The sequence below is a fragment of the Pseudarthrobacter sp. C4D7 genome (genome assembly GCF_013359725.1).
Classification (GTDB): domain Bacteria; phylum Actinomycetota; class Actinomycetes; order Actinomycetales; family Micrococcaceae; genus Arthrobacter.
In genome coordinates this window covers 312,823-331,382 of the sequence record NZ_JABFMW010000002.1, presented here as the reverse complement: position 1 = coordinate 331,382, position 18,560 = coordinate 312,823, and the positions used below count along the sequence as shown (strand labels likewise).

Annotated in this window: 15 protein-coding genes and 2 tRNA genes; 4 read left to right on the top strand and 13 right to left on the bottom strand. The window is 67.9% G+C overall.

Annotated elements, in window-relative coordinates; translation table 11 throughout:
- Nucleotides 1-3: 3 nt before the first annotated feature.
- The 3 genes from HNO81_RS03345 to thiL are packed head-to-tail and all read right to left on the bottom strand — an operon-like array spanning nucleotide 4 to nucleotide 4,319.
- On the bottom strand, nucleotides 4-2,274 hold the full coding sequence (locus tag HNO81_RS03345) for an ATP-dependent DNA helicase RecG (protein ID WP_175316697.1): 2,271 nt from the start codon (nucleotides 2,272-2,274) through the stop codon (nucleotides 4-6).
- Nucleotides 2,264-3,250, bottom strand: a complete 987-nt coding sequence (locus HNO81_RS03340) for a DAK2 domain-containing protein (RefSeq protein WP_175316760.1) — start codon at nucleotides 3,248-3,250, stop codon at nucleotides 2,264-2,266. Before HNO81_RS03340 ends, HNO81_RS03345 begins: the two co-directional genes overlap by 11 nt.
- Nucleotides 3,251-3,272: 22 nt before the next feature.
- Nucleotides 3,273-4,319 (bottom strand): thiamine-phosphate kinase, encoded by a 1,047-nt coding sequence (gene thiL, locus HNO81_RS03335; protein WP_175316696.1) that lies wholly within the window; start codon nucleotides 4,317-4,319, stop codon nucleotides 3,273-3,275.
- Between the two features lie 69 nt (nucleotides 4,320-4,388).
- Between thiL and HNO81_RS03330 the strand changes: the two genes are divergently transcribed.
- Nucleotides 4,389-4,892, top strand: a complete 504-nt coding sequence (locus tag HNO81_RS03330; protein ID WP_175316695.1) for a DUF3515 domain-containing protein — start codon at nucleotides 4,389-4,391, stop codon at nucleotides 4,890-4,892.
- Between the two features lie 33 nt (nucleotides 4,893-4,925).
- Here the strand turns inward: HNO81_RS03330 and HNO81_RS03325 are convergent, their stop codons facing one another.
- The 6 genes from HNO81_RS03325 to leuC all read right to left on the bottom strand — a co-directional run bounded on the left by HNO81_RS03325 (nucleotide 4,926) and on the right by leuC (nucleotide 11,444).
- Nucleotides 4,926-6,074, bottom strand: a complete 1,149-nt coding sequence (locus HNO81_RS03325; protein WP_175316694.1) for a D-alanine--D-alanine ligase family protein — start codon at nucleotides 6,072-6,074, stop codon at nucleotides 4,926-4,928.
- Between the two features lie 2 nt (nucleotides 6,075-6,076).
- A complete protein-coding gene (locus HNO81_RS03320) occupies nucleotides 6,077-7,126 on the bottom strand; it encodes an NAD(P)H-dependent glycerol-3-phosphate dehydrogenase (protein WP_175316693.1) in 1,050 nt (349 codons plus the stop codon).
- Nucleotides 7,123-7,893: a lysophospholipid acyltransferase family protein gene (locus tag HNO81_RS03315; RefSeq protein WP_175316692.1), complete on the bottom strand. Its 771-nt coding sequence runs from the start codon at nucleotides 7,891-7,893 to the stop codon at nucleotides 7,123-7,125. The genes HNO81_RS03320 and HNO81_RS03315 overlap by 4 nt, the downstream gene beginning before the upstream one ends.
- Nucleotides 7,894-7,902: 9 nt before the next feature.
- Nucleotides 7,903-9,228 carry a UDP-N-acetylglucosamine 1-carboxyvinyltransferase gene (murA, locus tag HNO81_RS03310; protein WP_175316691.1) on the bottom strand — a complete coding sequence of 442 codons (1,326 nt, stop codon included), beginning with the start codon at nucleotides 9,226-9,228 and terminating at the stop codon, nucleotides 7,903-7,905.
- A gap of 149 nt (nucleotides 9,229-9,377) precedes the next feature.
- Nucleotides 9,378-9,980, bottom strand: coding sequence for a 3-isopropylmalate dehydratase small subunit (leuD, locus tag HNO81_RS03305; RefSeq protein ID WP_175316690.1), 603 nt, complete (start codon nucleotides 9,978-9,980; stop codon nucleotides 9,378-9,380).
- Nucleotides 9,981-9,989: 9 nt separating this feature from the next.
- Nucleotides 9,990-11,444, bottom strand: coding sequence for a 3-isopropylmalate dehydratase large subunit (leuC, locus tag HNO81_RS03300; protein ID WP_175316689.1), 1,455 nt, complete (start codon nucleotides 11,442-11,444; stop codon nucleotides 9,990-9,992).
- Between the two features lie 113 nt (nucleotides 11,445-11,557).
- On the opposite strand from leuC, the gene HNO81_RS03295 reads away from it, so the two are divergent.
- The gene (locus tag HNO81_RS03295) at nucleotides 11,558-12,277 is read left to right on the top strand and encodes an IclR family transcriptional regulator (RefSeq protein ID WP_009356552.1); all 720 of its coding nucleotides are present in this window, start codon (nucleotides 11,558-11,560) and stop codon (nucleotides 12,275-12,277) included.
- Nucleotides 12,278-12,319: 42 nt separating this feature from the next.
- The gene (locus HNO81_RS03290; protein ID WP_175316688.1) at nucleotides 12,320-12,865 is read left to right on the top strand and encodes a DUF1697 domain-containing protein; all 546 of its coding nucleotides are present in this window, start codon (nucleotides 12,320-12,322) and stop codon (nucleotides 12,863-12,865) included.
- A 10-nt stretch (nucleotides 12,866-12,875) separates the two neighbouring features.
- Here HNO81_RS03290 and HNO81_RS03285 read toward each other — a convergent pair whose 3' ends face one another.
- The 4 genes from HNO81_RS03285 to HNO81_RS03270 form a co-directional block, all read right to left on the bottom strand.
- Nucleotides 12,876-14,492: a GTPase gene (locus tag HNO81_RS03285; RefSeq protein WP_175316687.1), complete on the bottom strand. Its 1,617-nt coding sequence runs from the start codon at nucleotides 14,490-14,492 to the stop codon at nucleotides 12,876-12,878.
- A complete protein-coding gene (locus HNO81_RS03280) occupies nucleotides 14,489-16,333 on the bottom strand; it encodes a dynamin family protein (RefSeq protein WP_175316686.1) in 1,845 nt (614 codons plus the stop codon). The genes HNO81_RS03285 and HNO81_RS03280 overlap by 4 nt, the downstream gene beginning before the upstream one ends.
- Nucleotides 16,334-16,383: 50 nt before the next feature.
- A tRNA-Glu gene (locus HNO81_RS03275) sits at nucleotides 16,384-16,459 on the bottom strand.
- 128 nt (nucleotides 16,460-16,587) lie between these two features.
- A tRNA-Gln gene (locus tag HNO81_RS03270) sits at nucleotides 16,588-16,659 on the bottom strand.
- A 304-nt stretch (nucleotides 16,660-16,963) separates the two neighbouring features.
- On the opposite strand from HNO81_RS03270, the gene HNO81_RS03265 reads away from it, so the two are divergent.
- Complete coding sequence (locus tag HNO81_RS03265) at nucleotides 16,964-18,529, top strand: hypothetical protein (protein WP_371818148.1); 1,566 nt, start codon at nucleotides 16,964-16,966, stop codon at nucleotides 18,527-18,529.
- Nucleotides 18,530-18,560: the final 31 nt, after the last annotated feature.

Here is an 18,560-nt window from a genome sequence, read left to right as displayed (position 1 = left end):
TTGCTATCCGCGTTCAAGGAACGCCTCCTTCTCGGGGTTGAGGTATTGCTCGATTGCATCGGCGAGTTCGCGGTGGCCGGCCAGCAGGGGGTCGCCGCCAACAATGGCCTGGGCGTCGTCCCGGGCCCGGGCAATGATGTCTTCGTGTTCCAGGACCCGCAGGAGTTTCAGGGTGGACCGTCCCCCGGACTGGGAAGCACCAAGGATATCGCCCTCGCGCCGCAGCTTGAGGTCTTCCTGCGACAGGAGGAAACCGTCCGTGGTTGCCGCGACGGCCTCCAGCCGGCGCCGGCTGGGGTGGCCGGGTTCAAGGGCGGTGACCAGCAGGCAGGTCCCGGGCAGGCCGCCGCGGCCCACGCGGCCGCGGAGCTGGTGCAGTTGGGAGATCCCGAACCTGTCGGCGTCGAGGATGACCATTAGGGTGGCGTTGTGCACGTCCACGCCCACCTCGATCACGGTGGTGGACACCAGCAGCTTGATGCGGTTGGCGGTGAACCCGGCCATGGTGCCGGTTTTCAGCTCGGGGTCCTGGCGCCCGTGGAGGGGCGCCAGCGGAACCCCCGCCAGGGCAGGCTCACCCAACAGGTGGTCCACGACGCCGGTGACCGACGCGAGTTCCCGGCCCTCTTCCGACTCCACCCCCGGTGGTGCGTCCTCCCCCGGACTGAAGTCGCCGTCGTCGTCCGTTCGGATCTTGGGACAGACCACGTACACCTGGTGGCCGGCGTCGATTTCCTCCCTGGCCCGCGCCCAGATCCGCCCCGCCCAGCCGGGATTCTCGGCAAGGCCCACCAAGTGGGTGGTGATGGGCGCCCGGCCCTTGGGCAATTCATCCAGGGTGGAGGTTTCAAGGTCGCCGAACACGGTCATGGCCACGGTGCGCGGAATAGGCGTTGCGGTCATGACCAGCAGGTGCGGCGGCTTCCGGGCCTTGCCCCGCAGGGCGTCACGCTGTTCCACGCCGAAGCGGTGCTGCTCATCCACCACGATCAGGCCCAGGTCATAAAAAGAGACGTTGTCGCTGAGCAGCGCGTGGGTGCCGATAACGATCCCGGCGGACCCGGAGGCGGCGTCCAGCATGGCCTGCTTCCGTGCCGCCGTGGGCATGGACCCGGTCAACAGCGTGACCTGGACCGACGCCCCTTCGCTCGCGGCCAGGCCGCCCAGGAGTCCATCGCTGGAGAGCGGACCCAGGGTGCGGCGGATGGAGTCGTAGTGCTGGGCGGCGAGCACCTCGGTGGGGGCCAGGAGCGCGGCCTGCCCGCCGGCGTCCACCACTTGGAGCATGGCCCGCAGCGCCACGACCGTCTTTCCGGAGCCCACTTCGCCCTGGAGCAGCCGGTTCATGGGGGTGTCCTGTGCCAGTTCAGCGGCGAGCGTGGTGCCGACGGCGGCCTGGCCCGCCGTAAGCGTGAAGGGCAGGTTTTGGTCGAAGGCGGCCAGGATCCCCCCGCTGACGGGGCGGCGGGCGGTGGCTTCCTCGGCGGCGAGCTGGGCACGGCGCCGGGCGAGAGCCGACTGCAGCACCAATGCCTCCTGGTAGCGGAACCGGTCCTGGGCGCGCTTCCAGTCGGCAGCGGTTTCCGGCACGTGGATGAGGCGGTAGGCGTCCGCCACGGGCAGGAAGTCCTGCCTGGCCGCAACGGCCGCAGGAACCGGGTCCGGCATGGAGCCAAGATCCAAGGTCTCCAGCAGCGTGGCGATCACCTTCTGGATTTTCCAGCTGGGAAGCTTGGCCGTGGCCGGATAGACCGGGATGGGCATGGCGGCGAGTTTTCCAGGGTCTTTTCCGGAGTCGCTGAACGGATCTTCATCGAGGAGCTGGAAGTCCGGGTTGGTGAGGCCAAGCTTCCCCTTGAAACTGGTGACCCGGCCGGAGAAAAGGGCGCGGCGCCCCTGGAGGAGTTCGCTTTTCGCCTTGAACCCGTTGAAGAAGCTGATCTTGAGCGTGCCGGGGACCTTACCGGTGAAATCCCGGCCGCCCACCAGCCGAAGCCCCTGTTGCCCGTCGTCGTCGGAAACGATGACGTCCGTGATGGTGCCGCGCCGCGCCTGCATGTGCCGGGTGCTGCTGGAGAGCACCCGCGCAATCAGGGTGACGTCCTCGTCCAGCGGAAGCTCGGTGATGGGCGTCAGTTCACCGCGGCTCATGTAGCGGCGCGGAAAGTAGTTGAGGAGGCCTTCCACGGTGGTGATGCCGAGGTGTTTCTCAATGACCGCCGCCGAACGCTTACCGATCCGCCGTTCGAGGGGCAGCTGCAGTTCAGCGTTCATGCCCGCCGGTGTTCACCGCATCCGCACCAGGATCCCGCGGGAGCGCCAGCTCGCTGATGCTGAGCTGGGACGGTTCGCCCAGTGACCGGATGATGGACTCAGCCGGCGCGGCGTCCGGGACGTGGACGTGCACCCGCCACCGGTAATTGCCTTCGGCGTCCGGCCCGTTGCCCACCTGGCTCATGATCACGGACTCGCCTATCTCGTCCAGCCGCTGCCGCAGGGTGGCGGCGTTCAGGGGCGAGAGGTTGATGGTGCACATGACTTCCACGCCGTCGTCGTCAGGCATGGCTGCGTGGATATGCGGATCGGAAACGTCGTAGCCGTGCAGCCCGTCCAGGAGCTCGCCCTGCAGTTCCTCCCCCATGACGGCGGAGCGGAGGCAGTCCAGGATCAGCAGCATTCCCACGCCCCCTGCATCCACTACATGGGCGGACTGGAGTGCATCGAGCTGCTCTTCGGTGTGGACCACGGCAACCAGCGCGCCCTCCACTGCCGCGTCCAGCGCAAGGCCAAGGGCGTGGTTGCTGTCATCGCCGTCATGGCCGGCGTCGACTGCCGCAGCCGCACGGGCCGCCGCCTCCATGACGGAGAGCATGGTTCCCGGAACGGGATCGCTCAGGGCAGACCAGGCGCGGATCTGCGCACGGTTGAGGGCTGCCGAGAGGAGGGTGGACGTCAGGCGGGTATGACCGGCCAGCGGCTCCGCCGCGGCACACAGGAAGACCGCGAACAGGGTGCCGGAATTTCCCCGGGCCTCTTCCATGGCCGCCTGCCCGGCCCTGGAAAGGACTTCGCCGACGTCCACCGGGGCCGGCTGGTCCGCTTCCAGGACCAGTGAGCGGGCCGCAGCGCGGACCGTGAGGTAGAGGTTGGTGCCCGTATCGCCGTCGGCGACTGGGAAGATATTGATGGCGTTGAGCCGGTCGCTGTGGTTTCCCAGGGCAGTTTCAGCCTTGCCCAGCCACCTCTTCATCGCCAGCGCGTTGGCGGCAACCTTAGTGTGCAAAGTGATCCCATCCCCCGGTGTCCGCGGCCCGGCCAGCTATCAGGACACCCGGGCCTTCGTCGGTGCCGAGTGCATGTATCGAGCCTATCGCAGTGAATCCGGGTGGCAGCTGAACACCGGCCGGGAATGTGGCCAGCAGCCCGTGGTCCTCCCCGCCGCCCAGCACCCACGCAGCGGCGTCGGACCCCAGCCGTGCCGCGGCGGGGGACAGCACATCCGCGAACCGGCGAAGGTGCGCGGGGTCGAGCGCCACTGCGGCGTGGCTGGCTGCGGCGAGCCGCCCGCCGTCCCGCAGGAGTCCATCCGATATGTCCAGCATTGCCGTGGCGCCCGCTGCCCGGGCTGCCGGGCCGGCGTCCAACGGCGGCCGGGGACGGCACTGCAGGTCGACGAAGGCGCGCTCTGCCGGGCTAAGGGTCTCCAGGGGAATGTTCGATTCGAGCAGGGCGAGACCCGCTGCCGCATGGCCAACGGTGCCGGCCAGCGCGAGGATGTCCCCTGGCCGGGCGCCGGACCGGAGGACGGCTCCACCGCCATCGAGGGACCCCAGGACGGTCGCGGTCACGGAAATTTCCCGTCCCCGGCCAAGGTCGCCGCCGGCCACGGAGCACTGGTACGCGCCGAGCCCGGTGATGCCGGCAGTCAGGCCGTCCGCCAGGTCCTCCACCCAGCTGACCGGCGTATCAACGGGAAGGGTCAGGCTGACAACCATGGAGGTGGCGTGGGCACCCATGGCATTGATGTCGCTGAGGTTCTGCGCCGCAGCCTTCCAGCCGACGTCGAAGCCGGTAGTGCGGTAGCCGTTGGGCCACAGGAGCCGGAAGTCCTGGTCCTGGACCTGGGTGTCGATGCTGATGACGGTCTTGCCGTCCGGGGCCGCGATGATCGCGGCGTCGTCCCCGGGGCCCAGCAGTGTGCTTGACGTGTGGCCAGCGTCCAGGTGGAGGCGCGGAAAGATCCGGGCCAGCAGGTCGGCTTCGGAAAGGCCGGCCACGGTGGGCTGGCGGTCAACGCGGTTACGGAGGTCTTCAGGCACGCCACTACGCTACCGCGCCCGGCCGACATTGTGTCCGGACCGGGACAGCCGCGGCGATAGGGTGGAATCATGCACCATCCCCAGCTGCCCCTGTCCGCCCGCGCCGCAAGGATTGCATCGGTTGGGGCAATTGCCGCCCTGTCACTGGCTGCCTGCTCCCCCGCCGTGGATGTCACGGCAGCCAAGGATGCTGCCAACCCGGCGTGCGCGCCGATGATGGTGGCACTGCCGGACGCAATCGGCGATTCACGGCTGCGCAAGACCAACAGCCAGGGCACGGCGGCCTGGGGCGACCCCTCCCTGGTGATTCTCCGATGCGGGGTCAACGTTCCCGGGCCGACGACGGACCGCTGCGTGACCGTGAACGGCGTCGACTGGGTGATTAAGGAAGGCGACCCGGTGTGGACGCTGACCACCTACGGCAGGGAACCCGCCACGGAGATCCTGATGGACCCGGACAAGGTCAGCTCCGCGACAGTGCTGGCGGACCTGGCAGCAGCGGCGGGCAAGGTCCCGTCGTCGCGGAGCTGCGTGGGCCAGGAGGAGCTGCAGAACCTTCCCGGCAGCAAGTAGGCTGCCCGGGCGGGCCGCCCGGGCAGCCGGGTACTAGCGCAGGCCGGTTTTGCGGTTGAGTGCCAGGTAGATCAGTTCGTCGATCAGATCGGCGTAATCCATGCCCGTGGCTGCCCACATCTGCGGATACATGCTTTTGGGCGTGAACCCGGGCATCGTATTGATCTCATTGATGATCAGTTCCCCGCCCGGCGTGTAGAAGAAGTCCACGCGGCTGAGCCCCTCCGCGCCCACGGCGTCAAAGGCTGCGGCGGCCAGCTCGCGGACCCGGGCGATGTCTTCTGCGGGCATGTCTGCGGGGCAGCTCAGGGCCGCAGCGTCATCCTCCACGTACTTGGCGTTGAAGTCGTAGAACTCGTGGGCACCGCCCGCTACGGAGATTTCGCCGGGCATCGATGTCCTGGGCGCGTCCGTGTCCCGGCCTTCCAGGACCGCACACTCGATTTCGCGTCCCACAATGCCGGCTTCGATCACAAGTTTGAGGTCATGGCGGCGGGCTTCCTCGATGGCGGCATCCAGCCCGTCGAGGGAGTCGACCTTCGAGATGCCCATGGAGGACCCCGCCCGGGCAGGCTTGACGAAGACCGGGAATCCCAGGCGGTCCACCTGCTTCCGCACAGCTTCGGGGTCCTTGCGCCACTGCCTGTCGGTCACCACCACGTAGGGGCCTACCTGCAGGCCGGCAGCCTCGAAAACCACCTTCATGTAGTGCTTGTCCATCCCGACAGCCGATGCCAGGACCCCGGCGCCCACGTAGCGAGTGTCCGACAACTCCAGCAGGCCCTGGATGGTGCCGTCCTCACCGAACGGGCCGTGCAGCAGCGGGAAGACCACGTCAACGGCACCCAGTTCCTGCGGAACCTGGTTGGGAGATGCCACGATCAGCTGGTGTTCGCCGCCGATCTCGGCCAGCGTAACGGTTTCCGGCGACGGCTCCACTTCAGGGAGCGACGAGGCGGCGAGGGACCACTGGGTTGTTTCGGCGGGCGCAAGCACCCACTGGCCGGTCTTGGCGATCCCGATGGGAATGACGTCGTACTTGTCCTTGTTGATGGCACCCAGCACGCCTGCCGCGGTCACGCAGCTCACGGCATGTTCGCTGGAACGGCCGCCGAAAAGGACGGCCACGCGCGGCTTCCTGTCGGCGGCTGCGTGTCCCGTGGTGGGGTTGTCTTGGGGCATGGTCAGTAATCGCCTTCAGGTTTCAATTCCCGGGACAGCAGAACCGGCCCCAGTTGGTCAACGGACAGCTTGCCTGCCAGCACCGCCACGACGGCGGCAGTGATGGGCATTTCGACGCCGAGCTTGCCGGCAAGTTCATGGACGGCCTGGCCGGACTTGATGCCCTCGGCAGTCTGGGTCATTTTCCGGCCCACCTCTTCAAGTGTCAGGCCCTCGCCCAGCAGCCGGCCGGCAGTATGGTTCCGGGACAGCGCGGACGAGCAGGTTGCCACGAGGTCGCCAAGCCCTGCGAGCCCGGCCATGGTTTTGGCTTCACCGCCCAGCGCAAGGGCCAGGCGGGATGTTTCGGCAAGCCCCCGGGTGATGACCGAGGCCTTGGTGTTGTCCCCCATCTGCTTGCCTTCGCAAATGCCCACGGCCAGCGCGATCACGTTCTTGACGATGCCGCCGATTTCGACGCCGACGACGTCCGCCGTGGTGTACGGGCGGAAGTAGGGGGCGGTGCAGCTCCTGGCAAGCCAACCCGCCGTCGCCGAATCCGTGCACGCCACCACGGAGGCCGTGGGTTCCCCGCGGGCGATTTCCATGGCGAGGTTGGGGCCGGAGACGACGGCGATGCGTTCCTGCGGCAGGTCCAGCTCCTGGCTGATGACCTCGCTCATGCGGGCGTCCGTTCCGAGCTCCAGGCCTTTCATGAGGGAGACGACGACGGCCCCGGGGGCGATCATGTCCTTCCACTCACGCAGCTGCGGGCGCAGTGATTGCGCCGGAACGGCCAGTACCACGAGCTCGGCGTCCGCAAGCACCCCGCGGACGTCCGTTGAGGCCGTGATGCTCTCCGGCAGGACGATGTCCTTGAGGTAGTCGCTGTTGCGGTGGCTGGTGTTGATTTCCTCCACCACTTCGGCGCGGCGGCCCCACAGCCTGATGGTGCGCGGCGTCCCGGTGGCGATGGCAGCATCGGCCAGGATCTTCGCGAACGTTGTTCCCCATGACCCTGCACCGAGGACGGCCACGGTGTGGGCCGCTCCCGGCTTTCTGTCAGCGGTCACTGGGCGTCCGTTCCGGTCCCGGGCTGCTGGCCGCGTTCGACGAACCGTCCATGCTTGGCCTGCTGCTGCTTGGCCGGATCCCAGCGCTCCGCGGGAGGCTGCTCACCGCGCAGACCCGCCAGGAGCCCGGTGATGGAGTCCATGATCAGCTCGGTGGCCTCGGCAAGGGTGGCTTTATCCAGAGGACGGCCCGCGAAGGCGCTGAGGTCCACGGGATCGCCGACGACCACGCGGGAGCGCTTCCGCGGGAACAGGTGGAACCGCTTGCCGTACCGGGGAAAGACCTCGTGCGCCCCCCAGTGCGCGATCGGGACGACCGGGATGCCGCCCTCGAGTGCCAGCCGGGCTGCGCCGGTGTGACCCTTCATCGGCCACAGGCCGGGGTCACGGGTCAGCGTGCCCTCCGGGTAGATGATGATGGCGCCACCCTCGGCCACGATCTCCTGGGCCACCTGCAACGACCGGTTGGCTCCCGCCGTCGACCGCTCCACCGGTACCTGCTTGGTGGCGCGCAGGAGCGGGCCGAGGCCGGGCACCTTGAACAACCCCGCCTTGGCCAGGAAGTGCGGGGCACGCTTCTGGTTGTAAAGCATGTGCCCCACCACCAGGGGGTCGATTTCGGTGCAGTGGTTGGGCGCGGCAATGAAACCGCCCGCGGGAAGCTTCTCCGTGCCCTCCCACGATTTGGACATCATGAGGTTCATCAGCGGCCGGACGATGCCGGCGATGAACACGAACGTGGCCCTGCTCTTGGCAGATTCCTTCACTGGTCCGCTCTACTTCGTGCTGGTGATGTCGAAATCGGCGCCAAGGCCGGCGAGCTTCTCGGTAAAACGCTCGTAGCCGCGGTTGATGATGTCGATGCCCGTGACGCGCGACGTTCCCGTGGCGGCCAGGGCGGCAATCAGGTGGCTGAAGCCGCCGCGGAGGTCCGGTACATCGATGTCGGTGCCCTTGAGCTGGGTGGGGCCGGAGATCACTGCGGAATGCAGGAAGTTGCGCTGGCCGAACCGGCACGGGACGCTGCCCAGGCATTCGCGGTGCACCTGGATGCTGGCGCCCATGCGGATGAGCGCGTCCGTGAAACCGAAGCGGTTCTCGTACACGGTCTCGTGGACGATCGAGACGCCCTCCGCCTGGGTGAGCGCCACGACCAGCGGCTGCTGCCAGTCGGTCATGAAGCCGGGGTGGACGTCCGTTTCCAGGACCAGCGGGGTCAGCTTTCCGCCCTTGTGGTAGAAGCGGATGCCGTCCTCGCCGATGTCCATTCCGCCGCCGACCTTGCGGTAGGTGTTCAGGAAGGTCATCATGTCGCGCTGGGAGGCGCCCTCGACGAAGATGTCGCCGCGCGTGACCAGCGCCGCGGACGCCCAGGACGCCGACTCGTTGCGGTCGGACAGGGCGCGGTGGTTGTACCCGCCGAGGTCGCGGACACCCTCGATGCGGATGGTGCGGTCCGTCTGGACGCTGATGATGGCGCCCATCTTCTGCAGCACCGCGATGAGGTCGATGATTTCCGGTTCGGTGGCGGCACCGGAGAGTTCGGTGATGCCTTCCGCGCGGGTGGCGCTCAGCAGGACCTGCTCCGTGGCCCCGACGGACGGATACGGCAGCGAGATCTTGGCGCCGTGCAGGCCCTTCGGGGCCGAAATGTGGATGCCGCCGGGGCGTTTCTCCACGACGGCACCGAACTGGCGCAGGACGTCCAGGTGGTAGTCGATGGGCCGGTCACCGATCTTGCAGCCGCCCAGGTCGGGGATGAACGCTTCGCCGATCGCGTGGATCAACGGTCCGCACAGCAGGATGGGAATGCGGGAGTCGCCGGCGTGGGCATCAATCGCGGTGCTGGGCGCGGTCTTGGCAGCCTTGGGGTCCAGGGTCAGGTCGCCGTTGACGGGATCCTTCTCCACGGTCACGCCGTGCAGCTGGAGCAGGGAGGTAACCACCTCCACGTCCTTGATCTCCGGCACGTTCCGCAACACCGAGGGTTCGTTGCCCAGCAACGCCGCCACCATTGCCTTGGGGACAAGGTTCTTTGCCCCACGGACGCTGACGCGGCCTGTAAGCGGGACACCGCCGCGGATTGTCAGAACACTACTCATATACCGGTTTCCTCACGATCACTAGCCCCCAAAACCTTGCAAAGGCTCCAACCAAGCATAGGAGGTCGCGTTACCGAACCGAAATAAGGGGGCACCGGCGGCGGGGCGTGGCGGACCTGCCGCGCCCCGCCGGGATGCAGGCAGGGTGCCTAGGAAACCTTGGCCGGCAGGGTCTTGGGCTTGAAGGACGGGCGGGTGGCCTCGTAGGCCGTGATGTCGGCCTCGTGCTGGAGGGTCAGCCCGATGTCATCCAGGCCTTCCAGGAGCCGCCAGCGGGTGTAGTCGTCAATCTCGAAGGGCGCCACGATGTTGCCGCACACCACGGTCTTGGACTCCAGGTCCACCGTGACCTCGGTCCCGGGGGCGTTCTCGAGTTCCTTCCAGATGAGCTCAATGTCGTCCTGGGCCACCTGCGCGGCCAGCAGCCCCTGCTTGCCCGAGTTGCCGCGGAAGATGTCGGCGAAGCGGGATGACAGCACGGCCTTGAAGCCGTAGTCCTTTAACGCCCAGACGGCATGTTCGCGGGAGGAACCGGTACCGAAGTCCGGTCCGGCCACCAGGACGGAGCCGGCGCTGTAGGGCTCCTGGTTCAGGATGAAGGAGGAGTCCTTCCGCCATGCCGAAAACAGGGCGTCCTCGAAACCGGTGCGGGTGATCCGCTTGAGGTACACCGCGGGGATGATCTGGTCGGTGTCAACGTTGCTCTGGCGCAGCGGGACGCCAATGCCGGTGTGCTTGGTGAACTTTTCCATGGTGTTGTCCTAGGCTGCGTCGATGCGGATGGCTGCGGGTTCGGGCGCCGGTTCAAGGTCCGAGGGCGAGCTGAGGGTGCCGCGCACGGCGGTGGCTGCGGCCACGACCGGCGAGACCAGGTGCGTGCGGCCGCCCTTGCCCTGGCGCCCCTCAAAGTTGCGGTTGGACGTTGAGGCGCAGCGCTCCCCCACCTCCAGTTGGTCCGGGTTCATGCCCAGGCACATGGAACATCCGGCGAAGCGCCATTCGGCACCGAAGTCCTTGAAGACCTTGTCCAGGCCTTCCGCCTCGGCTTCGAGCCGGACGCGCGCGGACCCGGGAACCACCAGCATCCGCACGTTGGGATCCTTGGTGCGGCCGCGGATGATGTCCGCGGCGGCCCGGAGGTCTTCCATCCGGGAGTTGGTGCAGGAGCCCAGGAAGACGGTGTCCACCCGGATATCCTTCATCGGTGTGCCAGCTTCCAGGCCCATGTACTGCAGGGCGCGTTCCGCGGCGGCCTTGGCGTTTTCGTCGCCGAAGTCCCCGGGCGAGGGAACCGCCTGGGACAGGGACACGCCCTGCCCGGGGTTGGTGCCCCAGGTGACGAACGGCTCCAGGGTATCTGCGTCCAGGTCCACCTCGACGTCGAAGACGGCGTCATCATCGGTCCGCAGTGTGTTCCAGTACTCGACGGCGGCGTCCCACTCCGCGCCCTCCGGCGCGTGCGGGCGGCCCAGCATGTAGTCGTAGGTGGTCTGGTCCGGGGCCACCATGCCCGCCCGGGCGCCTGCCTCGATGGACATGTTGCAGATGGTCATCCGCGCTTCCATGGACAGGGCCCGGATGGCCGAACCCCGGTACTCGAGCACGTAGCCCTGGCCGCCGCCGGTGCCGATCTTGGCAATGACGGCGAGGATAATGTCCTTGGCGCTGACGCCGGGGCGCAGCGTGCCCTCCACATTGACGGCCATGGTCTTGAATGGCTTCAGTGACAGGGTCTGGGTGGCCATGACGTGCTCCACCTCGGAGGTGCCGATGCCCATGGCCATGGCACCGAAGGCACCGTGGGTTGACGTGTGCGAATCACCGCAGACAATGGTCATGCCGGGCTGCGTGAGGCCCAACTGCGGACCCACAACGTGGACAATGCCCTGTTCTGCATCACCCAGGCTGTGCAGCCGGACGCCGAACTCGGCGCAGTTGTTGCGCAGGGTCTGGATCTGGGTGCGGCTGGTGAGGTCGGCGATGGGCTTGTCGATGTCCAGCGTAGGGGTGTTGTGGTCCTCGGTGGCGATGGTCAGGTCCGGCCGGCGCAGCTTGCGGCCGGCCAGCCGCAGGCCCTCGAAAGCCTGCGGGGACGTCACTTCGTGGACCAGGTGGAGGTCGATGAACAGGAGGTCGGGCTGGGCGCTGGCACCATCGCCGTCACCTTTGCGCACCACGTGTGCGTCCCAGACCTTCTCGGCCAATGTCTTTCCCATGGCCCTCTCCCTTCACTGCTGTTTGGCTGAATAGTCCAACTGAATCAGGAGGGCTCTGCGCGGCGCCACCCGAAAGATTTGCATCTCAGATAATGAGACGGCAATATCATTACATGGACAATTCTAGTGGAGTCGGTGTCATTGATAAAGCGGCCCAGGTTCTTGATGCCTTAGAGGCAGGGCCCACCACCCTGGCACAGCTCGTGGCCGCCACAGGCCTGGCCCGGCCCACCGTCCACCGCCTCGCTTTGGCGCTGGTGCACCACCGGCTGGTCAGCCGCGACATCCAGGGCCGGTTCGTGCTCGGCAGCAGGCTGGTTGAGCTCGCCTCTGCAGCCGGCGAGGACCGCCTGATCGCTTCCGCCGGCCCCGTCCTCATGCAGCTGCGGGACGCCACCGGCGAAAGCGCCCAGATCTTCCGCCGCCAGGGCGACTGGCGCGTCTGCGTCGCCTCGGCCGAGCGGCCCATCGGCCTGCGCGACACCATCCCGGTGGGCACCCAGTTGTCCATGAAGGCAGGGTCGGCAGCCCAGGTGCTGCTGGCCTGGGAGGACCACGACCGGCTCCTGGAGGGCCTGCAGTCGGCCCGCTTCACTCCCACGGTCCTGGCAGGGGTACGACGCCGGGGCTGGGGACAGAGTCTTGGCGAACGCGAGCCGGGAGTCGCCTCCGTCTCGGCACCGGTGCGGGGCCCCTCCGGCAGGGTGATTGCCGCCGTCTCCATTTCCGGCCCCATAGAGCGTCTGACCCGGCAGCCGGGACGCCTCCACGCGGAAGTGGTCTGCAATGCCGGACGCATCCTGACCGAGGCGCTGCGGAAGAACAACGACTAAGCCCTTCCGGCTACCGGCCACCTACGCGGCTAGGCTGTGGCGATGAGCAGCTACGCAGTGTTCCTCCGCGGCATCAACGTGGGCGGCATCAACATCAAAATGGCGGACCTCAGGGACGCACTGAAGGACTGCGGTTTCCAGGATGCAAAGACGCTCCTGGCGAGCGGCAACGTGGTGCTCTCCAGCAGCCTGGATGCCGCAGCCGTGAAACAGGAGTGCGAGACATGCCTCCGTGCAGCCTTCGGCTACGAGGCCTGGGTTGTGGTGCTGGACGCCGCACGGGTAGGCAGCCTGGTGGAATCCTGCCCCTACCCTGAAGACGACAAGTCAACGCACACCTACATCACCCTGTCCTCCGACCCGGCCGTCCTCGACGAACTGGAGGCGGCCGGCTCAGGGCTGGAAGGCCATGACCAGCAGCGGCTGGCCCCGGAGGCTCTTGCGTGGCTGGCATCCGTGGGTGGAACCCTGGACAGCCCCTTCAGCAAAATCAGCTCCAGGACAAAGTTCAAGGCCGCAACCACCACCCGTAACCTGCGTACCCTGGTCAAGGTCCGCGACGCCGCCCAGGCCCTCGACGCGGGCTAGCTAACAGTCCCTAGTCCTGCCGGGCTTTCTTCAGGGCCTTGGTAAAGGCCGCCAGCCTGCCAATCTCCGTCTCCACGGGCTCCACCACCAGCTCCTGCGCCGTGCCTGCAACGGCACTGTTGAGCCGGCGTCGTGCCCTGGCAGACCTGGCCCGGGCGGCTCCGGCCGCAATGATCCGCCCTGTGACGGCCAGGAAAAGTCCCAGCACCACGCCGAGGGCGATCATCAGGGTGGGCGCCGGCCATCCCTCCACACGCGGGACCTCCGGCACCGGCAGCTGAAGGTAGCCGAGCCCGGCCAGGACGCCCAGCCAGCCCAGTCCGCCCAGGGCCGTCAGCAGCGCCAGCCACTGCACCACGTTGAACGCGCCCCACCACCACGCCACGCGGTTGGCACCCAGGTCGGTGCCGGCGATGGCCTGGTCCAGCGCATCGGGCAGGCGTTCCCGGGCGGCCCTTGCAGCCGCCCGGATCGCTGCCCGCCACGGGCCGGGTGCGCCGGCGCTGGCCGAGTCCGCAAAGTCCCTGACAGCCGCGTCGGTCCGCGCCCGCTCCGGGGCGCCGGCCGGCGGCAGCGATGTCCGGTTCAGTCCGGCCGGGGCGCTGCTGCGCAGGTTGAGCCGCCGCAGCGGGTCAACCCGGAACCGCGAGAGCCAGCGGATTACCGGCCAGCCGGTGCGGCGCACGGACTCCAGGCGGTACGACTGTCCCACCGCGCGCACCACCGCAGGGACATTGGCCGCGATAGCCAGTTCATTGGCAAGCCGGGCCCTGTCGGCAGAGCGGATCCCTGCAGCGTCACCGTCACCGGAGGCACTCCGCAGGTCCTCCGCGGCCTTGGAAATATCTGCCTCCAAGCGCCGGGACTGGGCCTGCCGCTGGACTGCCACCTTGCGGATCGCTGCGCGCACCTCGTGGATGCCTGCCCCGGTCAGGGCGGATGCGGGAAGCACCCGGACCTGTCCCAGCCCTTCGCCGGCAAGGATCGCGTGCAGCGAATCGAGCACCGGCTGGACATCGTGGCCGGGCAGCCGGTCCACCTGGTTGAGGACCACAAGCGTGACGGCCCCATGGGAGGCCAGTGGGGCAAGGAACCCGTGGTGGACGGCCGCGTCGGCGTACTTCTGCGGATCGAGCACCCACACCAGGACATCCACCATGCCCACCATGCGCTGCACGATCTCCCGGTTGGCGGCGCGGGTGGAGTCGAAGTCCGGAAGGTCCAGCAGGATCAGTCCGGTCCCTTCGTCCGCGAAGCCCTCTACCGGCGCCGCCTGGTGCCGGTGCCCCACCTCCAGCCAGTCAAGGAGCGCTTCGCTGCCCGCCGCTCCCCAGACCCCCGCCAACGGTTCGGAGGTGGTGGGACGGCGGGCAGCCGCCGTCGCAATTTCCGCCCCGCTGACGGCGTTGAAGAGGGACGACTTGCCGCTTCCCGTTGCCCCGAAGAAGCCCACCACGGTGTGGTCGCCGGACAGGGACCGGCGCGAACTTGCCCGTTCCAGGACATCGAACGCTTCCTGCAGCGCCTGGTCCGGGAGCACCCCCTCCCCCAGTTCGCGTGCGTCCTGGAGGGCCTGGAGCCGGGCATCCAGCCGCGAGGACTGGCGGGCCGCGCCGTGCCGGCTCATGCGCGCTCCGCCAGACGGGCCAGTGCGCCGGCCTGTGCGGACAGAGTCTCCGCCAGGGCGGGGTTGTCCGCCGGCAGGCGCCGCAGGAACCGCTGTTGTTCATCCAGCAGCAGCTGGTGGCAGCGCGCTGCCAGGTCCTCGCGAGCCTTGTCCGCCATCCGGCGCACGGCGTCCTCGCCGAAGACGGCCTCCAGCAGGCGCTGGCCCACGACGGCGGTGCCGCCGGCCACGCCGACCTCCAGCCCCGTGAGCCCTGCCGTCATCGAGAACACCACGATCATCAGCGCGGCACCGAGGCCGTTAATGCCGAACGACAGCCAGCGCGCCTGGGTGCGCTTACCCTGCCCTTCCGTGCGGATCAGCTCCATCAGCGCTTCCTGCCAGGCCCTGATCTCCGCAGCCGCCCGGTCCGCGAAGGCCGGATCCGTGCCGGCGAGGTCATCCGGGCCCAGTAACTGACGGCCTGCCGGGTCCGAGCGCCACCTTTGGTCGGTATCCTCGGCGGCGTTGGCTGCCTCGTCCAGGATGACGGCCTGCAGGCCGGTTTCGATGGCTGCCTCAACCCGGACTGCGGGCGCCGGTTCACCACGGAAGAACGCTCCCAAGCGGTCTCTGAAGCGGCCAACATTCTGCTCGAGGGCACGGAAGAACTCGCCTGTGCCCACAAAGTCCTGCCAGCGCGCCAGCACCTCGCCCCGCAGGAGGGCTCCGTCGCGGGTGGCGTCCAGGATCCGGGCGGCCGCATCCCCATATGCCGCCACGGCGTCGGCTTCGAGCCGGGCAGCTGCCTGTTCCTGTTCCCGGACGGATCCGGCGAGGCCGGCGATCCGCTGGGCCAGCGCCCGGACGGTGCCGTTCAGCGTGCGCCGGGCCACGTCGGTCCGCCCCGAGGCATCGTTCGCCAGCGACGCCAACCACTCCCGCAGCTCCTCCACGGCCCCGGCGGGCAGCATCCCGCGCGGATCCAGGACAGTTTCGGCGATGATGAACAGGCGGCTGCCGGCAAGGCCTTCGCGGTCCAGCAGGCCCCGGAGGTCCTGGCTCACTTCCTCTTCTGCTCCTTGCGGCACCCGGTCCAGCACCACGACCACCGTGATGTCCCGGGACGCGGCGTCGAGGAGGAGCTTCCAGGGGACCGCATCGGCGTACCGGTTTGCCGTAGTGACGAACACCCACAGGTCGGCGGCCGCCAGCAGCTGTCCGGCGAGCAGGCGGTTCTGGTCGGAGATCGAGTCGACGTCGGGCGCGTCGAGGAGTGCGATGCCGGCAGGTACTGCTGCATCAGCCAGCAGGACCAGGGAGTCGGAAGGCCCGGACTTCTCGGCCGCGTGGCCGCCGGGCGCCGGGTGGGCTGCCAGCGTGCCCCTGATACGGGTCAGCCCCGGCAGGGCTCGCTGGCCTTCGAACCAGGCGGCTTCGGCGGGATTGTGCAGCAGGATGGGCTGGCGGGTGGTGGGACGGATGGCGCCGGCGCGCGTGACCGGATGCCCCACGAGTCCGTTGACCAGCGTGGATTTGCCCGCGCCCGTGGAACCGCCGACCACGGCGAGGAGCGGAGCGTCCAGGCTGCGGTAGCGCGGAAGGATGTAGTCATCCAGCTGGGCCTTCGCGGCGGCGGCATCGCGGCGTGCCTGCTCGGCGCCCGGCAGTGCCAGTGGCAGGGTGACCCCGTCCAGTCCGCTGCGGATCTCCTCAAGGAGTGCCACCGCCGCCAAGGAGTTCGGTGGCTGGGCGTGAGGGACGTGCTCGTTGCGGGAGGTCACAGGAACATCATGCCAGTTGAGCAGACGCGGGAACCGGGCCCGGCGCGCCGCATCCGGCCGCGGTCCCAAACGGGCCATGGCCGGGGAAACAGAAATGGCCCCGGGCAGTTGCCCGGGACCATTTATATTGGTGACCCCAGCGGGATTCGAACCCGCGTTACCGCCGTGAGAGGGCAGCGTACTAGGCCGCTATACGATGGGGCCATGTACTTCCGGCAGCGTCTCCGCTGCTCAAGCTCAGTGAGTATTTCACACACTTTGCCTTGATTTCAAATCGGCGAACCGGCTTGAAACACACTGTTTTGCTGCTGAAACAAGCAATCAAACCAGAGCTGGGATACCAGGACTCGAACCTAGAATGACGGTACCAGAAACCGTAGTGTTGCCAATTACACCATATCCCAATGGCACTTTCGGGCCGGTTTTCAGGGGATTTTCCCTGCTCCGTGCGCCTCAGCACGAGAAATTACTTTACCCGAGACTTTCCGCTCGCACAAATCGAGCGCCAAGCGGGCGGCCGGCCACCCTGTGGACCGTTGCCGCAAAACCCTTGCCCGCTCTCCAACCATGTGGTTACTCTCGAGTAAGTTACTCATCGGTAACACTCTCCCCTCCCCCTGCTGGGGGTCACCCACGAGGAAAACGGGAACGCCTTACCAGCCACGGTTTTCGCCCCCGGGCAGCGTCGTCCGGCGGAAAAGTTAGGAAGTGTCAGCGTTGACCACCCGCACAGCAACCATTGCCGCAGCAAAGCACAGACCCCGCTCCCAGTCCATGGCGATCATTGCCCTGTCCGTTCTGCTCGCCCTGTTCCTTGCGTTCTACACCTACCTCACCGGCCAGATCTCCAGCGGATCCGCCCAGCTCATGAACGGAGCCCAACAGGCTGCGGCAGGGGCGTCACAGCTCAAGGACGGCAGTGGGAAGCTGGCGGCCGGGGCGGGCGCAGCCAACCTGGGCGCGGCGCAGGTCAAAGACGGCTCAGCCAAGATCAGGACCGGAAGCATCGAGCTGGATAAAGGAGCTGCTGCCCTGCAGGCGGGCGCCGGGAAGATCTTTTCCGGAGTCCGTGACCAGTTGGCACCGGGAGTGGACAAGCTGCACGCCGGCACCACGAAGCTGCAGAACGACGTGGTGAACAAGCTCGTCCCGGGCGTCTACCAGGTGGATGACGGCGCCCGGAAGCTCCAGGCCGGCGCCGTGGCGCTGTCAGCGGCATTGACGCCCACGGCCGCAGGAAACGCACCGGACAACCTTGCCGACGGCGCGGGTCAGCTTCAGTCAGGCACTGCCCGGCTTGCCGTGGGCGCCGTGCAGCTCGATGCCGGCGCCACCAGCTTGAGCGCGGGGACTGCGGCACTGAAGAACGGAACGGCCACGTTGAAGGGCTACCCGGGCACGGGCAACGATCCAGCCCAGGGCGACGGCCTCGCCGCGCTCAGCCAGGGCCTGGACCAGCTGGAAGCGGCCGCGAACGGCCCCCAGGGCCTGGTTCCCCTGGCTGTGATCAAGGACCAGATCGCGAAGCTGGCCGACGGCGGCCGCCGTGCCTACGCGGGAGCGGGCCAGCTGGATGCGGGGGCAGCAAAGCTTAACGACGGCGCCGGGCAGCTTAAGGCCGGAACCGGCAGCCTCGCCGCCGGAGCGGGACAGCTGGACGACGGCGCGGGGCGGTTGAAAGCGGGCTTCGCCACTCTGGCCGAAAAGCTCAATGCAACGGACCCGCAGAACCCCGGCGTGGTGCTGGGAACGTCCATGCTGGCAGAGGGCACGGCAAAGATCCGGAAAGGAATGGACGGGGTACCCGGCAACCCGGACAGCCCCGGCCTGATTTACGCCGCCAACAGCCTGCAGGACGGGACCACCAAACTCAGTGCAGGGATCACTGGTGACGGGGACCCGGCCAACCCGGGCCTGCTGGCCGGAACCGAGGCGCTCTCGGACGGCACCGTTGCGCTGAGCCGCGGCACAGGGCAGCTGCAGACGGGATCAGCCCAGCTCGCTGTCGGAACCGGGCAGCTGGCTGACGGCAACGGCAAGCTGGATGACGGCTCGGGGAAACTCGCCGACGGTGCAGGCAAGCTGGCCGACGGTAATGCGAGGATTGCGGCCGGCACGCAGGAACTGCACGCCAAAGTGGCGGCTGTGTCGCCGTCGTCATGGCTGGACAACCCCGTGGTTGCGCTGTTGCTGATGGCAGTGCTGGTCTCTGCCGCTGCGGGGGCGTACCTGGTGCTGCGCCGGCGTTCCAGCCGGCTGGATACAGCCGGCTGACGCCCAAAGTGCTTTCATCGACGCAGCGGCC